This is a genomic window from Idiomarina abyssalis (genome assembly GCF_900116625.1).
GTDB classification, from domain to species: domain Bacteria; phylum Pseudomonadota; class Gammaproteobacteria; order Enterobacterales; family Alteromonadaceae; genus Idiomarina; species Idiomarina abyssalis.
In genome coordinates this window covers 435,313-453,125 of sequence record NZ_FPBE01000001.1, presented here as the reverse complement: position 1 = coordinate 453,125, position 17,813 = coordinate 435,313, and the positions used below count along the sequence as shown (strand labels likewise).

The following is a 17,813-nucleotide window of genomic DNA, read 5'->3' as shown; positions in this document are numbered from 1 at the left end:
GATGCTTTCACTGGCCAGTGTCGCGTTATTTAGTCAGTTATCGCTTCAACAACCTGAGGAAGTAGACAGAGAGCCGAAGGACTGCTCTTTTGAGAAAGTCGACTTTACAACCAACTTCGCTGTTGGTCGTTTGCACCATTGTGAGAAAACTGGTGACAATCAATACAGTCTGTACCTTGAACCAGAAAGAGAGAAAATTAATCCTAGTCCTTGGTATGCCTTTGCCGTCGAGAACCTGACTGAAGAGAGTCAAACCATTGATATCACACTGGTCGCCAGTGAAGGGGTATCTCGTTATAAGCCTAAACGCAGCGCAGGAGACGATATGTGGCACCCCATTCCCTTTTCGGAAGGTGATGGCTGGCTTCAGTTTGAACTGACACTATCGGCGCAAACAAAAGAACTTATCGCCGGGCAGGAGATCATCGATAACGTCCATTACATTGAGTGGCTTAGTAGCTTAATTAAAGAGCCACAACAATCGGAAGTTATTTCTCTGGGGGTTTCTAGTGAAGGCCGCAACTTAGCGGCCTTAGAACACAAAGTGAAATCCAGCGACAAGTGGATAATACTTATTGGCCGACAACACCCGCCAGAGGTTACTGGTGCACTTGCCCTGCTCCATTTTGGCGAGCTTTTATTCAGCGACGAAGCTTACGTGGTTAAGTTTCGTCAAAAGTACAATATATTACTGGTTCCTAACATGAACCCGGACGGCGTCTATCATGGCAACTGGCGGTTAACGGCAGCTGGCATCGATATGAACCGCGACTGGAACAACCAAACGCTTCCGGAAACCCAAGCCTTAACCAACTACCTTGAAAAGCTCGTAGAAGACGGTGGTCAAATAGAATTTGCGATAGACTTTCACTCCACTCACCGTAATGTCTTTTACACTATGCCTAAAGACTATGAGTCGCCAAGTGGTGTTCCTTTAAGAAACCCACAACGAGTTTATGACTGGATTGAAGAGATAGCCGAAATGGTCGATTCAGTGGAACTCGAATATCAACCGGGTGACCATCCTGAAAGCGGTGTTTTTAAACAATTTATCGCTGATGAGTTCGCCGCTCACGCCGTCACCTATGAAGTCAGTGACAGCGAAGACCGAAATAACATTAAAAGAGTTGCGGAAGCCGCTCTCATTTCCCTGGTGAACCGCCTAGATTAAAGGTTTCGTAAAGTTCATTGCTGCCTGTCGTTGGTGTCGCTATTTTTTAACGCAGGGTAGCCAATTGGTTATCCCTGCTTAGCGACTCACAACAAAGGAAGTATTATGAAGAAAACATTAATTGCAATTGCATTGATTGGAACTTCAACTAGCGCATTAGCGGACTCTCCTAACTGGAATAAGCTTCAGGCGTCGTACATTGACACCGATATCGAAACGCCTATTGACGAAGATATCTCAATGGACGGATATGCCGTATCGGGGTCACTATCGCTGAATGAGTCCATTTTTATCTTGGCTAACTTCGACTCTGTTGGCGATGAATCGGAGTTCGGGGATGTCGACTTAGACTCGCTTAACGCCGGTATCGGGTTCAATCATGGCATCACAGAGTCCACCGATATTTTCGCAACCGTTACCTACGAAAAGCTTGAACTTGTAGGCTCTGTTGACGACATCGGCTCTGAGTCATTTGATGAATCTGGATACGGTGCCGGACTAGGTGTTCGCTCGATGTTGACAGATTTTCTTGAGTTGTCAGTAAAAGCTGATTACCTGGACATTGATGACGAAAATGCCATTCGTTACGATGCTTCAGCGTTCTTTCATTTGACTGAAAACCTGTCTCTTGGGGTTGGCTATAAACTCTACGACCTCGATGAAATTGACCAGGACATTGATACTGTCGCCGCAACAGTCCGGTACAGTTTTTAATACCAGGATTGTTCCCCTAAACACTGACGTGCGGCTCGATGCAGCGCACGTCAGTATCCTTCCTAATTAAATTTATTTCTCTAATCTATTATTTTTACAGCGAAAAATCGATCTAACTTTGAGAAATCTGCGTAGCTCTCTATACTCTAGTAATGAATTTAGAATAAATGTTTAAATTCAAGGCGGTAAAATGCCTACTTCTATAAAGGGGAGAGCTAATGTCCAAAAAAGAAGAAGAAGTGCTCCGCGGAGATAAAGATCTCGAGCGTGAGCGTAAAGCTAACGACCCAATGATTCCCGATGGTGAAGTCAATCCAATCAATACCGATTATCAAGTAGGACAAGACAACGTCGTTATGAAAGTAGGACCTTTTGGCCTCGACTTTCATAACCGTGTGTTTGCTATTTCCGGGTTGGCAATTGTTGCCTTTGTCGTTATAACCTTAATGTTCCAGAATCAGGCAGAGCCTGTATTTACCAGCACCAAAGACTGGCTAACCTCCAACCTTGACTGGTTCTTTATTGGAGCGGCCAATATATTTGTAATCCTGTGTTTGTTTCTCATCTTTTCTCCACTCGGTAATGTCCGTCTGGGGGGAACCGAGGCCAGCCCCGATTTTTCTTATTTAGGTTGGTTTTCAATGCTATTCGCTGCCGGTATGGGTATCGGACTCATGTTTTATGGTGTTTCCGAGCCAATAACTCACTTCAGTACCGCCCTGGGGGGTACTGAAACAAATGCGGACGGTATACGCACAGATTGGGCACCTCTTGGTGGTGCTGGTGGCGATGAAGCCGCAGCTATGAGGCTAGGTATGGCCGCTACGATTTTCCACTGGGCACTGCACCCATGGGCAATCTATGCGGTATTAGCGCTGGGACTCGCTTTATTCTCTTTCAATAAAGGGTTACCGCTTACTATTCGCTCAATTTTCTACCCTATTTTGGGTGAGCGCGTATGGGGCTGGCCAGGTCATGTCATCGACATTATAGCAATACTGGCAACCTTGTTTGGTCTTGCGACCTCTCTGGGGTTAGGAGCATCTCAAGCTGCAGCCGGGCTGAACTTCTTATTCGGATGGGCTGAAGGCGACACCACTGAAGTTCTCCTTGTTATCGGCATAACCGCTATTGCCTTGGTTTCAGTACTCGCAGGACTCGAAGCCGGAGTACAGCGACTGTCACAAGTGAACATGTCGCTTGCAGCACTTCTGATGCTGTTTGTGATCATTGTTGGCCCTACAGTAGCCATTCTGACCGGCTTTGTTGATAATCTGTACAATTACGTGGTGAACCTCCCGGCATTATCAAACCCTGTTGGTCGTGAAGACTTAAACTATTCACAAGGCTGGACATCCTTCTACTGGGCGTGGTGGATTGCCTGGTCACCCTTTGTCGGTATGTTCATTGCGCGAGTATCGCGCGGGCGTACCGTGCGTGAGTTCTTAATTTCAGTGTTACTCATACCGTCGTTGGCTTGCGTATTCTGGATGACGGTATTCGGTACAGCCGCCATTGAACAATTTATCGGTGGGGCCGAAAAAATTGCCAGCGAAGATCTTTCGTTACAATTGTTCGTTATGCTAGAAGGCCTACCATGGACAGGCATTACCTCATTCGTGGGTATTATCCTTGTTATGGTTTTCTTCATTACCTCCTCTGATTCCGGTTCACTGGTTATCGATACCATCAGTGCCGGCGGTAAAGTCGAAGCGCCAGTACCTCAGCGTATCTTCTGGTGTACCTTTGAAGGGTTAGTTGCAATTGCCCTGATACTGGGCGGAGGTTTAGTTGCACTACAAGCCATGGCCGTTTCAGCGGGCTTACCTTTCACTCTTGTTCTGCTGGCGGCGTGTGTCGCTGTTATTCAGGGCTTGCGCTCTGAACCGAGAGTTGGTAAAACCACAAAATAACCTACCACGAGCGACACCTCTGGGTGTCGCTCACTTTCTAAGGTGCTTATATGGAAGCTGAGCACGTCGAAATACTGAATTTCTTACGCAAATATTCTCCATTTAATGAGTTACCGGAAGAAGAGCTTCAATTAGCCGCTAAGAACACGTCAGTAGCATACTTCAAAGCAAAGACTCAGATATTAGAGTTTAATCAGCATATCGACTCTCTGCATGTCGTCAGAAGTGGGTCTATTGAGACCTACCACAAAGACGGTTCGCTGTTTAACCGGCTGGACGAAGGCGGTTTTTTCGGTGAAGCAGGTTTACTTCGTAAAGGCCGTGTCCGCTTTCCGGTCAGAACCATTGAAGACACATTACTTTACTACATTCCGGGCGAGCTCTTTAATCGCTTTTATGACGAATACGACTCTTTTGCCGACGCGGTGGAGGTTGAAGAACAACGCCGTGTTAGCCATGCGGTAAAAGAACACGAGAACCGCAACCGCACATTATCAGCCCGCGTCGAAACGTTAATTACACGCGAGCCTGTGGCCATCGACAAAAACGCATCAATACGTGAAGCCGCTGGTTTAATGACCGATGAGAAAGTATCGTCATTGCTTATTTACGACGGCGAAAAACAAGACAAACCTGTTGGCATAATCACCGACAAAGACTTGCGTAAACGTGTACTCGCCGTAGACAGAGATGCTTCCAGTCCGGTCTCTGACATCATGTCTGAAAATTTGATTTTTATTCAGCATAACAACCGCGTTTTTGAAGCGTTTTTAACCATGCTACGTACCAACCTGCATCACTTACCGGTGCTACGTCAGCAGAAAGTGGTCGGCGTTATTGCTTTGTCTGACGTCGCACGACATGAATCGCAAAGTAGCTTATATGTTGTTTCCAGCATTTTTAAGCAAACCAGCATTGAAGAGCTCTCGCAGCTGGTGCCTGACGTGCATAAAAGCTTTGTGCGTATGGTGGAAGAAGACGCCAACTCACGCATTATTGGCTCGGCCATGGCTACTATTGGACGCAGCTTCAAACAGCGCCTATTAGAGTTAGCCGAAGAAAAATACGGACCGCCGCCGGTTCCTTACTGCTTTCTGGCGCTGGGCTCCATGGCTCGCGACGAACAAACCGTTGTAACAGATCAGGACAATGCCATGGTGCTGGATGACAGTTTTGATCCCAAACTACACGATGAATATTTTCTTAATATCGCGCAGTTTGTTTCCGATGGCCTGAATGCCTGCGGTTATACCTACTGCACTGGCGATATTATGGCAACAAACCCAAACTGGCGGCAGCCTCTCTCTAAATGGAAGCATTACTTTACCGACTGGATAGATAACCCATCGCCCGAAAAGTTACTGCAGTCCTCCATATTTTTTGACCTGGACGGTGTGGGTGGTGAAACCCGTTTTGCTAAAGAGCTGAATCAACTTATTCGCAAAAAGGCACCAAAAAACAAACGATTCCTAGGCTCTATGGCTCGTAATGCATTGAATCGAACACCGCCTTTAGGCTTTTTTAAAGACTTTGTGATGGAAAAAGACGGCAAGCATCGTGACAGTATCAATACGAAGCGCCGTGGCACCGGTCCGGTTGCTGACTTAATTCGGGTACATGCTCTGGCCATTGGTGCGCAACGACAGAATTCCTTTGCGCGGTTAGAGGAAATAATTGAGGCCAACGTTCTGCCGAAAGGTCGCGGCCCTGATTTACGCGACGCGCTTGAACTCATTTCTATGGTGCGAATTCGTCACCAGGCTTTAGCATTAGAAGCTGGGGATCCCCCCGATAACAATGTCGCACCGGAAGACTTATCAGATTTTGAGCGTAAAAACTTAAAGGACGCTTTTCAAATTCTTAGCAACGCGCAGAAATACCTGCGTTATAAGTACTCCGGAGGCTGATAATGTTGTATCTGCCACCAGATGCTGAGAATAAACAACAGAAAAGCACCATAGACTGGCCAAAACGTTTTCAGGAACTGGCCAAAACAGCCAAATACCCTGCCCTGAAAAAATACTATGAGGCGGGTATAGCTAGTAGCAGCTCTCCTATTAGCCATGTCCCTATGGTCGCAGTCGACTTTGAGACCACCGGGATGAATCCCGATAAACATGGCATTATTAGCATTGCTGTTATACCCATGACGCTTGACCGAATCCACATGAGTCAGGCAAAGCAATGGATTGTTAAGCCCCGAAGGCTACTAACCAATGAGTCAATTACCATTCACGGTATAACACACAGTGCCATTGAACGAGCTCCCGATTTTTCCGAAATTATCGAGCCCTTATTAGAAGCCGTAGCCGGAAAGGTTTGGGTGGTGCATTACAACGGTATAGAGCGCCCGTTTCTACAAGGTGCCTTTAAAGAGCGCCTAAAAGAAAGCATTCATTTCCCGGTTATCGACACAATGGAAATTGAAGCGCGCTTTCATCGCCAGAAACGCAGTTTATGGGACAAGTTAACTGGTAAAGAGCGGGTGTCTATTCGTTTAAGTGATAGCAGAGATCGCTATAACCTGCCCTTCTATGCACCGCACGACGCTATGACTGACGCTCTTGCCTGCGGTGAGCTCCTGCAAGCACAAGTTGCTCACCACTTTTCAGCTGAAAAGCCTATTGGAGATATTTGGTTGCCTTAACTTCCAAACAGGAAGCTGTAATCTCTGTTACTAATGTTTGAGTCATAAGTTTACGTAAAAGTACTGGCATGTGCCTTTAATTCATGGCAGGTTTTAATGACTCATATAATTAAAATTAAACATTATCTAATGGTCTAAAAATGAAAAATATTCTTTTTCTTACGTCAATTGCCGTCGCAAGCTTTGCACCCTTTATCAGTTCTGCCCAGGTAGTAAAGCCTGCTCCACGCGTTAGTACTCAAGCTCAGGCTGAGTTTTTTGCGGCAATTAACGAGCACTGTGGCAACTCATACGCTGGCGAAATAACGGTTGATACCCCTGCAAGTGAGGGCTTTGAAGGCCCGTTGATTATGCATGTGCGCAAGTGCGGTGATACTAAAATTGAAATTCCGTTTCACGTTGGGGACAACCATTCACGTACCTGGATTTTAACGCAAACAGGGTCTGGTATTAGTCTTAAACATGATCATCGCAAGCAAGATGGCAACTATGATCCTTTAACCATGTACGGTGGTCATACTGTTGATAAGGGTCACCCGACAGCTCAATCTTTCCCTGCTGATGCTTACTCAAAAGAACTATTTATTGAACTGGGAGTACCGCAGTCGAATACCAACATTTGGCAAATGTATATCCACGATGACACATTTACCTATCGTTTAATTCGCGAAGGCAGAGAGTTTCGGGTTGATTTTGACTTAACAGAAACCGTTGATACGCCCCCAACACCCTGGGGCTATGCTGATTAATCTGAGTTTCTATCGCTCCAATGAGTATTTTCATTGTCGCGCTCTTCTTTTTCCATGAGCACTAAAGTGAGATAAATCTTAGTAGGCAGCGATAAAATAACGCCAATGGCGTTCATCGCTGCCCCTAAAATATACCCACGAAAGCCAATGTCATCATTGCCGAAGGTAACAACCAACACCACGTGACCTAATAATATTAGGCTGATGCCGGTAATCATAGCGGCTTTGAGCAGTTTGGCCTGCGTGGCGTCGTTCATTTACAGTACGTCACCAGGAATGCGAACCTTTCCTTCCATTAAGACCCGCGCGCTGCGGCTCATAATGGCTTTAATAGCAGTCCATTGACCATTCACTTGTTTACATTCAGCACCGACTTGCAAGGTACCCGACGGGTGACCAAAGTTCACCATAGTACGGTCTTTGCCACCTGCAGCTAAGTTTACGGTAGTACCAGGAATTGCCGCGGCAGTGCCGATAGCAACAGCAGCGGTTCCCATCATGGCGTGATGCAATTTTCCCATCGACATAGCCCTTACCAGCAAGTCAACGTCATCGGCCTTAATGACCTTACCACTGGATGCCGTATAGTCTTTCGGCGCTGCGACAAAAGCCACTTTTGGGGTGTGCTGACGGTTAGCCGCTTCGGCAACATCGCTAATTAGCCCCATTTTTACCGCACCATAGGCACGAATGGTTTCAAACCGTTCCAGAGCTTCCGGACTGCCGTTAATGACCTCCTGCAACTCAGTGCCGTCGTATCCAATTTCTTCTGCATTAAGAAAAATGGTCGGAATACCCGCGTTGATCATCGTTGCTTTTAATGTGCCAATGCCAGGAACCTCTAGATCATCAATAAGATTACCGGTCGGAAACATTGACTCACCATCCGCTGATGGATCCATAAACTCCACCGGCACTTCAGCCGCCGGAAAGGTCACACCATCCAGAATAAAGTCACCGGTTTCCTGCACTTCACCATTGACCATAGACACTTTATTGACAATGGTTTTACCAATATTGGCCTGCCAGATACGAACTTCGCACACACCATTTTCAGGTATACGCTCTGCGTCAACTAAACCATTAGCAATAGCAAAAGGCCCTACGGCTGACGATAAATTGCCGCAGTTACCGCTCCAGTCAACAAAAGGCTTATCAATAGATACCTGACCAAACAGGTAGTCTACGTCATGGCCTGGTTGCTCGCTTTTAGAGACTATAACCGTTTTGCTGGTGCTGGAGGTAGCACCACCCATGCCGTCCGTATGCTTAGCATAAGGATCCGGACTGCCGATTACACGCATCAATATAGCGTCACGCACAGCGCCCGGCTGTTGAGCCGGCTCAGGTAAGTCGTGCAGACGAAAGAAAACCCCTTTTGAGGTCCCGCCACGCATATAGGTGGCGGGAATTTTAATTTGTGGTTTATGCATCGTTTTAGAACCCCTTAGCTTGCTTCTGCTTCTAAAAAGTCCTGAGCAAAACGTTGTAATACACCACCGGCTTCATAAATTGATACTTCTTCTTTGGTGTCTAAGCGGCACTGTACCGGCACTTCTTCACTGTCACCATTGGCACGATGAATGACTAAAGTCAGTCTCGATCCGGCTTCCGGCGTACCTTTCACATCAAAGGTTTCAGTACCATCAATATTCAGCGTTTTACGGGTTGTGCCTTCTTCAAACTGCAGCGGCAATACACCCATACCAATTAAGTTGGTACGGTGAATGCGCTCAAAGCCTTCGGCGACAATGACTTCAACACCGGCTAAGCGCACACCTTTTGCAGCCCAGTCGCGTGACGAGCCCTGACCATAATCAGCACCAGCCACAATAATCAACGGCTGTTTGTTCTCCATATAGTGTTCAATGGCTTCCCACATGCGCACGGTTTTGCCTTCCGGCTCAATGCGCGCCAGCGAACCCTGAATGACTTTACCGTCTTCGCCTTTCACCATTTCATTAAACAGTTTCGGGTTAGCAAAGGTCGCGCGCTGTGCTGTTAAATGGTCGCCACGATGCGTTGCGTAAGAGTTAAAATCCTCTTCCGGCACACCCATTTTCGCCAAATATTCACCGGCGGCACTGTCAGCCATAATAGCGTTTGACGGTGACAAGTGGTCAGTGGTGATATTGTCGCCCAGCACCGCTAACGGACGCATACCTTTCATGGTGCGCTCTGCAGCTAATGCGCCTTCCCAATATGGCGGACGGCGAATATAGGTAGTTTGTGGGCGCCAGTCGTACAACGGGTTGTTCTTCTCACCGTAGTCAACTGACAGGTCAAACATCGGGTCATAAACCTTACGGAATTGCTCAGGTTTAACGCTCTGTTTCACAATGGCATCAATCTCTTCATCGCTTGGCCAAATGTCTTTCAGCGTTACCGGATTACCGTCCGGGTCAATGCCCAATACGTCTTTCTCAATATCAAAGCGAATAGTACCCGCTATGGCGTAGGCTACGACCAATGGTGGAGACGCCAGGAACGCCTGCTTAGCATAAGGATGAATACGACCGTCAAAGTTACGGTTACCGGATAGTACCGCCGTAGAGAATAAATCGCGGTCAATAATTTCCTGCTGTATTTTCGGATCCAACGAACCACTCATACCGTTACAGGTAGTACAGGCAAAGGCTACTACGCCAAAACCTAAATCTTCCAGTTCAGGCAACAGTTCAGCTTCTTCCAAATACATTTTGACCGTCTTAGACCCTGGAGCCAGCGATGATTTTACCCATGGCTTACGGGTTAAGCCCAGTTTATTGGCGTTGCGGGCAATTAAGCCGGCCGCAATCATGTTGCGTGGGTTACTGGTATTGGTACAGCTGGTAATGGCTGCGATAATCACCGCGCCGTCAGGCATTTTGCCTTCTTCCGGGTTCTCAATGTGTTTCGCAACACCACGCTCAGATAGCTCCGATGCAGGTAATAGCGAATGCGGGTTCGAAGGCCCGGCCAGGTTACGCTTAACTTTTGACAAATCGAATTTAAGTACCCGACCATACTCCGCAGACTTTAAGCTGTCAGCCCACAACCCGGTTTCTTTGGCAAAGTGTTCAACCAATTCAACCTGGTCATCGTCACGCCCGGTCAGCTTCAGATAATCAATGGTCTGATCATCAATATAGAACATGGCTGCAGTCGCGCCGTATTCCGGTGTCATATTTGAAATGGTTGCACGGTCGCCTACCGTTAAGGCTTCTGCACCTTCACCATAAAATTCCAGATACGCACCAACAACACGCTCTTTACGCAAAAACTCGGTCATTTCCAACACTAAATCGGTACTGGTAATGCCCGGTTGCAGCTTGCCGCTAAGCTCAACGCCTACAATATCAGGCAAGCGCATGTAAGATGCTCGCCCAAGCATAACGCTTTCCGCTTCCAGACCACCTACGCCCACAGAAATAACACCTAAGGCATCAACCATTGGCGTATGGCTGTCAGTACCCACACAGGTATCAACAAAAGCGACATTGTCGCGAACCTGCACCACCGGAGACATTTTCTCCAAATTTATCTGGTGCATAATGCCGTTGCCAGGAGGAATGACATCAACGTTTTTAAACGCTGTTTTGGTCCAGTTAATAAAGTGAAAACGATCGTCGTTACGACGGTCTTCAATAGCCCGGTTCTTCTCGAAAGCATCTTTATCAAAACCGGCGTGTTCCACGGCTAGTGAATGGTCAACAATCAGCTGCGTAGGAACCACAGGGTTTACTTTGGCAGGGTCACCGCCCTTTTCTGCAATAGCGTCACGGAGGCCGGCTAGATCAACCAGTGCCGTCTGGCCCAGAATATCATGGCAGACAACGCGAGCCGGAAACCAGGGAAAGTCGTGTTCTTTTTTACGGTAAATCAACTGTTCCAGCGACTGCGTCAGGATATCCTGAGGGCAGCGGCGAACTAAGTTTTCAGCTAGTACACGAGAAGTGTATGGCAGGCGCGCATAAGCGCCGGGTTCAATCGCATCCACAGCAGCTTGAGCATCAAAGTACTCGAGCGTGGTACCAGCGAGTTTTTTACGGTATGAAGTCATGAGTTACCACTTATCGTCATCGTTAAACGAAAAAAGGAGCAGTCGATAACTGCTCCTGTACAAATATCAGTTCCAATCGGATTAGCGCTCTTCTAAAGCTGGAACTTTGCGCGGCTCTGGGCCCGTATAATCAGCACTTGGGCGAATAATACGGTTGTTAGCGCGCTGCTCTTTCACATGAGCGGTCCAGCCGGTCACACGTGACATTACAAAGATTGGTGTGAACAGTTTGGTTGGAATGCCCATGTAGTGATAAGCCGAGGCATGGAAGAAGTCCGCGTTCGGGAACAGTTTCTTCTCGTCCCACATGACTTTTTCACAACGCACTGAAACGTCGTATAAGCGGCTATCACCCACTTCTTCAGACAACTTCTTAGACCAGGCTTTAATCACATCGTTACGCGGGTCAAAGTCACGGTAAATGGCGTGGCCAAAGCCCATGATTTTCTCTTTGCGTTCAAGCATGCCTTTCAGCTTCTGCTCAGCATCATCAGCATCTTTCATGCCTTCAATCAGCTCCATTGCCGCTTCGTTTGCACCGCCATGAAGTGGGCCGCGTAATGAGCCAATAGCGCCGGTTACACAAGAGTGAATATCTGACAAGGTTGACGCACAAACACGAGCCGTAAAGGTTGATGCATTAAACTCGTGCTCAGCATACAGAATTAATGATGTATTCATTACTGCCGCATGCAGCTCTGAAGGCGCTTTATCGTGTAGTAACCGCAGGAAGTGTGCGCCAATAGACTCTTCTTCAGAATCAGTATCAATACGAACACCGTCATGAGTAAAGCGGTACCAGTACAGTACAATACCCGGGAAAGTCGCGAGCATGCGTTCAATGTGATCATCCGCTTCATCAAAGCTTTCTTCGGTTTCCAGGTTCCCCAGCATAGAACAGCCGGTACGCATAACGTCCATTGGGTGCGCTGATTTTGGAATACGCTCAAGTACGTCTTTAACTTCCTGAGGTAAGGTGCGCAGTGACTTCAAACGCTTTTTATAGTCTTCTAACTGCTGTTTATTGGGCAGTTCGCCTTTCGCTAAAAGGTAAGCCACTTCTTCAAAACTGACTTTTTCCGCCAGTTCAGAAATATCATAACCACGGTAGGTTAAACCTGAGCCGCTTTTACCAACAGTACATAGCGCCGTTTCTCCGGCTGACTGTCCGCGCAAACCTGCGCCGCTTAGTTTCTTCTCTGCCATAATGTTGTTCCCTTCTTAATTTTACAAAGTCTTTTGTATTCGATATTTCACCTGACGTGAACGTCAGACTACGTCGTATTATTTCTTAAATAACTGGTCTAATTTTTCTTCAAAATCGTGATAGTTCAAAAAGTTATATAACTCTGAGCGAGTCTGCATGTCATCTACAACGGCTTTCTGATCACCGTTCTCTAAAATACTATTGTAGACGTTCAATGCGGCTTTGTTCATTGCCCGGAAAGCACTCAGAGGGTAAAGAACAATTTCCACCCCAACATCGGCCAATTCCTGTTTATTAAACAATGGGGTCGCACCGAATTCAGTGATATTCGCCAGAACCGGCACGTTCAGCGCTTCGGTGAAAGCTTTATACTGGTCAAGTGTATGGACAGCTTCTGCAAAAATGGCATCAGCACCAGCATCCACACAGGCCTGAGCACGTTCAATAGCGGCTTCCAGTCCTTGTTGTTGTAGTGCGTCGGTACGCGCCATAATCAAAAACTGGTCATCAATACGCGCATCAACCGCCGCTTTAACGCGGTCAACCATTTCTTCCTGAGTGACAATTTCTTTGTTTGGACGGTGTCCGCAGCGCTTCTGAGCTACCTGGTCTTCAATATGCATCCCGGCAGCACCGGCACGCGTCATTTCCTGAACGGTACGGGCAATGTTAAATGCTCCGCCCCAACCAGTGTCAGCATCAACTAACAGAGGGAGATCGGTTGCTGCAGTAATACGACGAATGTCTTCACAAACATCATTCAACGACGTCATGCCTAAGTCAGGCAAACCAAAAGACGCATTCGCCACACCGGCACCAGACAGGTAAAGCGCTTTATGCCCAACCTTTTCTGCCATCATTGCTGTGTAGGCGTTAATGGTGCCAACAATCTGTAAAGGATTTTCGTCGGCAATAGCTTGGCGCAACTTAGCACCTGGGCTTGTCATATGAGTCATGATGTTTCCTTTTGTGTTTGTAACCGTAATTCAATATTCTTACGAGACGCGCCAATATGGCGGCGCATTAGCAGATCAGCCAATTCACCATCGCGGTTAGCAATAGCGTTAATAATGGCTTTGTGTTCATCGAAGGCGCGCGAAACTCTTGGACCATTCATTCCCATTTGTACTCGATACATACGGACAAGATAGTAGAGTTCGTCGCAAAGCATATTAATTAAATACTGATTTTTACTGCCGAGTATAATGCGATAGTGGAAATCTAAATCACCGGCTTCCTGATAGTAACTTTCACCTTCACGAACCCGCTGAGTTTCCAGGTGCTTATCGAGTAATTGCCGTAACTCATCAATTTCGTTCTCCGGCATTTGTTCTGCCGCTAAACGACAAGCCAGACCTTCCAGCTCTTCGCGTATTTGATACAACGAAATTAAGCCTTCCGTTGACAAGGTAACCACTCTGGCACCAGCGTTCGGAATTCGTTCAATAAGATGGCAGCGCTCAAGTCTGGCTAAAGCTTCACGCAATGGCGCTCGGCTAACATTAAAACGTCTAGCCAGCTCAGGTTCACTAATTTTTGAGCCTGCTGCTATATCCCCTTCCACAATAGCCCGCTGTATTTCAAACAGAACTCGGTCTGAAGAGGTAATGGCTGAACGTTCTAAAGGACTGACTATTTGCATTAATTGTCGACAGTAATTATTGATTGCTCTATTTTCCATGAAAATAACGCTATTAGCAAGCTAACATGAACTAAATTGTCGACAATATTAGTGTGTTGACCTTATCCTCAAAAGTATCCCTTAAGCCGTCAACCTATGGCAGTTCCTGCGTAGAAACAGCTCAAAAACTGAGTATTTCATCGTTTTCGGTTTTATTTATCAGACTTCGCTAGTAAAGTAAGGCCACTTTTTCCGACTTAGACCAAAGTCGAATGAGCCACTAATAACGCTAACTATTTAATATTAAATAACAAAATGGATAACAAGAATGGATCCAACAAAAATAGTCGATAAAGATTCAAGCTTTTTCGGACAGCCAGGGGGTTTACAAACCCTGTTCTTTACCGAAATGTGGGAGCGCATGAGCTACTACGGTATGCGCGCGCTACTCGTTTTATTCATGACCGCCAGTTTGCAAGAAGGCGGCATTGCTCTAACCGTTGCTTCCGCAACCGCTATCTACGGCCTATACACCGGTGCGGTCTATTTCATGGGCCTACCCGGCGGCTGGATTGCTGACCGTTTATTGGGTGGTCAACGTGCTACCTGGTACGGCGGCATTATTATTATGCTGGGACACATTGTCTTAGCCATACCGAGTAAGGCTGGCTTCTTCGTTGGTATGATTTTGGTGGTACTTGGCACGGGTTTATTAAAACCCAACATTACCGCCATGGTTGGTCAGTTATATAGTTCCAACGATGACCGTCGTGATGGTGGTTATACCCTTTATTATATGGGTATCAACATCGGTTCTATCATCGGTTACATCGTTACTGGTTACCTTATGGAAAATGCTGGTTACCATTGGGGCTTTGGGGCCGCAGCTGTCGGTATGGCGTTCGGCCTTATTCAGTACAAGCTGACTAAACCTAAACTTGGCGATGTTGGAGCGAAACCGCCTAAACCTCTGGGTCCTAAAGCAGCAAAACGCAGCTGGGGAGTTATCTGGCTCTTATTAGCTGGTTTAGCGGTTTATACATATTTAGCATTAAATAACTACGTTACTTTGGATCCAACACTGATTGCCGGTAATGTCGCTGTTATTTTCACTGTTATCTTTTTCGTATATTACCTGTCCATATTCCTGTTTGGGAAGTTGACCAGAGATGAAATGAAGCGACTGGGTGCCCTATTTCTGGTCTGTATTGCCTCAACCATGTTCTGGGCAGGCTTCGAGCAGGCAGGTTCATCGTTCAACCTATTTGCTCGCGACTTAACGGATCGCATGGTCGGTGACTTTGAAATTCCTACAACCTGGTTCCAGTCGCTAAACTCGCTCTTCTTAGTCGCGCTGTCACCGTTTTTCGCTGCGCTTTGGATTAATCTCAGCAAACGCATGATCAATCCATCGTACGGTTTTAAAAGCGCGATTGGCCTTATCATTATGGCGACCGGCTTCATTGTGATGTTCTTTGCGTCGCAAGCGGCGGCTAGCGGCTTAAAAGTAGCACCTTACTGGTTGGTTGCAGTGTACTTTATTCACACCGTTGGTGAGCTTTGCTTAAGCCCGGTAGCACTAAGTGCGGTCAGTAAACTATCGCCTAAGCGCATGGCCGGACAGTTAATGGGCGTTTTCGTTCTGACTTATGCCATGGGTAATGTGATTGCGGGTCTTCTGGCAGGTGGTCTTGACCCGGAAAACCCACAGGCAATGCCTGAGCTTTACTGGACCATTTTTGTGTTCGGTGTGAGCGTTGGTGCGGTTGTATTCGTATTAGCTCTGTTTACCCGTAAATGGGAAAAGCTGGCGCCGGACGATGGCGAAGACGAGCACCCGGGTGCAGTTATCGATGCCAACGAGCCCGTTGGTAAGCCTTAATTCACTTCTTTGTGAAAAGCTGATAGAAAGGGACCTTCGGGTCCCTTTTTTATTATCGGTCGCACTTATGCTAAAACAAATTATTTTACTGGTTAGTCTCACCTTTGGCGCGGTATTTTCTACCAACGTATTTGCAGATACTATAAGCCCACTCCCCCTTAAGCAGCGTGCAGAAGTTGTTGATGAGCTTCTTCAGCAGCGCGTGCAAAAACTGCTCCCGGAGCTAATGCGAAAAGCTGACATAGATATGTGGGTATTGATAAGTCGCGAGTACAACGAGGACCCGGTACTTAAAACCTTTCTGCCCAGCGACTGGTTGTCAGCCAGACGAAGAACGGTTCTTGTTATCCATGACCCGGGCAAGGGTGACAGTTTGGAGACCTTAGCAATAGCCCGCTACGACGTTGGCGAGGTGTTTAAAAGCGCATGGAACCCGGAACAACAGCCAGACCAATGGAAGCGTCTGGCTCAAATTATTGCAGAGCGTAACCCAGCCTCTATCGCAATTAATCAATCGAAAGATTTCGCTCAGGCCGACGGCATTACAGCCACGGATAAAGAGCTTTTTATGGCTGCTTTACCCGATAACCTAGACAGTAAAATTGTGAGTGCTGAACCGCTTGCTGTTTCCTGGCTTGAAAAGCGAACAGAAGCAGAACTGCCCTATTATCGTGATGCCGTTAAGCTTGCTCACCAAATTATCGCTGAAGGTTTCTCTAGCAAAGTGATCTCGGTTGGTGAAACGACCACAGAAGATCTTCAATGGTGGTTCCGTGAACGTGCGGCACAAGAGAACCTGCCGGTTTGGTTCCATCCTTCCGTGAGTGTACAACGTATCAATGACCCTCAACCAGGGCACCCGCGTTCAACAGGCGTCACCATACAACGCGGCGACTTATTGCATATAGACTTTGGCATTACCTACCTGCGTTTAAACACCGATACTCAACAACATGCCTATGTTTTAAAAAAAGGCGAGTCAGACGCACCTGATACCCTAAAACAGGCATTAGCTAATGCCAATCAACTACAAGATATTTTGACAGCCCAGTTTGAAGAGACACGTTCTGGCAACGAAATATTACTTGCAGCGTTAGAGCAAGCTAAGGACAAAGGCCTGGAGCCTATGATTTATACCCACCCAATTGGGTATTACGGCCATGGTTCAGGCCCTACCATTGGTATGTGGGATAAACAGCACGCTATACCAGGAGGGGGAGAATACCCATTATTCTCCAATACGGCCTATTCTATCGAGCTTAATAACAAAACCACATTCGAGGATAAAACCATCACCATCATGCTGGAAGAGGATGCATTTTTTGATGGTGACGGTGTTAGCTACTTAAACGGCAGACAGCAGTCCTTTCATCTTATCGACTAGGCTTTTCTGACACATAAATAGTAATGTGCCCGGCGGCTACAACGGTGCCGTCGCTGCGCTTAGCTTCTACCGATATGGGTTGATCGCCCGGTTGCCAGGTGGACTCTGAGCTTGTTGCTTCTATGGTCACATCGCTATCGGTTTTGGCCAAATACTGCACATTCATACCTTTCGGCAGCCAACGCAGATGCTTTGGAATAGAAGCTTCAGCTAATGCTCCCATCGCCATTTCCATTCCGTTGCATACCGCAATGGCGTGCACCGTACCAATATGGTTCTGGACTGCTTTTCGTTTCTTAAACGTCAGCTGACAAAGGTTAGGCTTTAATTCAGTAATAAGCGGCTTAATCGTTTTAAAATAAGGCGCTTTTCGGGCAAACATTGCCGAAAAAACCTGACGTCCAAAAGGCAATTTTAGGCAACGTTCGTACAAATTAATAAGGTAGTTGCTACTGGCCAAAATCATGACTCCACATAGATGGG

At 46.9% G+C, this 17,813-nt stretch carries 15 protein-coding genes; 8 read left to right on the top strand and 7 right to left on the bottom strand.

Features of this window, described 5'->3' with window-relative positions:
* The first annotated feature begins 1 nt into the window (after position 1).
* From BM359_RS02205 to BM359_RS02180, 6 genes are all read left to right on the top strand, one after another.
* Entirely contained in the window at positions 2–1,171 is a 1,170-nt protein-coding gene (locus tag BM359_RS02205; RefSeq protein WP_054487539.1) for a M14 family metallopeptidase, read from the top strand.
* A 105-nt stretch (positions 1,172–1,276) separates the two neighbouring features.
* Positions 1,277–1,885 carry an outer membrane protein gene (locus BM359_RS02200; RefSeq protein ID WP_054487537.1) on the top strand — a complete coding sequence of 203 codons (609 nt, stop codon included), beginning with the start codon at positions 1,277–1,279 and terminating at the stop codon, positions 1,883–1,885.
* Positions 1,886–2,103: 218 nt separating this feature from the next.
* A complete protein-coding gene (locus tag BM359_RS02195; RefSeq protein WP_054487535.1) occupies positions 2,104–3,798 on the top strand; it encodes a BCCT family transporter in 1,695 nt (564 codons plus the stop codon).
* 50 nt (positions 3,799–3,848) lie between these two features.
* The gene (locus BM359_RS02190; protein WP_054487533.1) at positions 3,849–5,705 is read left to right on the top strand and encodes a DUF294 nucleotidyltransferase-like domain-containing protein; all 1,857 of its coding nucleotides are present in this window, start codon (positions 3,849–3,851) and stop codon (positions 5,703–5,705) included.
* A 2-nt stretch (positions 5,706–5,707) separates the two neighbouring features.
* On the top strand, positions 5,708–6,445 hold the full coding sequence (locus BM359_RS02185) for a 3'-5' exonuclease (RefSeq protein ID WP_054487530.1): 738 nt from the start codon (positions 5,708–5,710) through the stop codon (positions 6,443–6,445).
* A 140-nt stretch (positions 6,446–6,585) separates the two neighbouring features.
* Positions 6,586–7,194 carry a hypothetical protein gene (locus BM359_RS02180; RefSeq protein WP_054487528.1) on the top strand — a complete coding sequence of 203 codons (609 nt, stop codon included), beginning with the start codon at positions 6,586–6,588 and terminating at the stop codon, positions 7,192–7,194.
* On the opposite strand, the gene BM359_RS02175 is transcribed toward BM359_RS02180, so the two are convergent.
* The 6 genes from BM359_RS02175 to BM359_RS02150 form a co-directional block, all read right to left on the bottom strand.
* Positions 7,191–7,451, bottom strand: coding sequence for a hypothetical protein (locus BM359_RS02175; protein ID WP_054487526.1), 261 nt, complete (start codon positions 7,449–7,451; stop codon positions 7,191–7,193). The two genes, BM359_RS02180 and BM359_RS02175, sit on opposite strands and share 4 nt — an antisense overlap.
* Entirely contained in the window at positions 7,452–8,627 is a 1,176-nt protein-coding gene (gene prpF, locus BM359_RS02170) for a 2-methylaconitate cis-trans isomerase PrpF (protein WP_054487524.1), read from the bottom strand.
* Positions 8,628–8,641: 14 nt separating this feature from the next.
* Entirely contained in the window at positions 8,642–11,236 is a 2,595-nt protein-coding gene (gene acnD / locus BM359_RS02165) for a Fe/S-dependent 2-methylisocitrate dehydratase AcnD (RefSeq protein WP_054487522.1), read from the bottom strand.
* Positions 11,237–11,317: 81 nt separating this feature from the next.
* Positions 11,318–12,442: a bifunctional 2-methylcitrate synthase/citrate synthase gene (gene prpC, locus BM359_RS02160; protein WP_054487520.1), complete on the bottom strand. Its 1,125-nt coding sequence runs from the start codon at positions 12,440–12,442 to the stop codon at positions 11,318–11,320.
* A gap of 78 nt (positions 12,443–12,520) precedes the next feature.
* Positions 12,521–13,399: a methylisocitrate lyase gene (prpB, locus tag BM359_RS02155; RefSeq protein WP_054487518.1), complete on the bottom strand. Its 879-nt coding sequence runs from the start codon at positions 13,397–13,399 to the stop codon at positions 12,521–12,523.
* Positions 13,396–14,085 (bottom strand): GntR family transcriptional regulator, encoded by a 690-nt coding sequence (locus BM359_RS02150; RefSeq protein WP_054487516.1) that lies wholly within the window; start codon positions 14,083–14,085, stop codon positions 13,396–13,398. Before BM359_RS02150 ends, prpB begins: the two co-directional genes overlap by 4 nt.
* A 307-nt stretch (positions 14,086–14,392) precedes the next feature.
* Between BM359_RS02150 and BM359_RS02145 the strand changes: the two genes are divergently transcribed.
* On the top strand, positions 14,393–15,946 hold the full coding sequence (locus BM359_RS02145; RefSeq protein ID WP_054487515.1) for a peptide MFS transporter: 1,554 nt from the start codon (positions 14,393–14,395) through the stop codon (positions 15,944–15,946).
* A 67-nt stretch (positions 15,947–16,013) separates the two neighbouring features.
* Positions 16,014–17,330 carry a M24 family metallopeptidase gene (locus BM359_RS02140; protein WP_054487513.1) on the top strand — a complete coding sequence of 439 codons (1,317 nt, stop codon included), beginning with the start codon at positions 16,014–16,016 and terminating at the stop codon, positions 17,328–17,330.
* Here BM359_RS02140 and BM359_RS02135 read toward each other — a convergent pair.
* Positions 17,320–17,796, bottom strand: coding sequence for a hotdog fold domain-containing protein (locus BM359_RS02135; RefSeq protein WP_174507656.1), 477 nt, complete (start codon positions 17,794–17,796; stop codon positions 17,320–17,322). The genes BM359_RS02140 and BM359_RS02135 overlap by 11 nt on opposite strands.
* Positions 17,797–17,813: the final 17 nt, after the last annotated feature.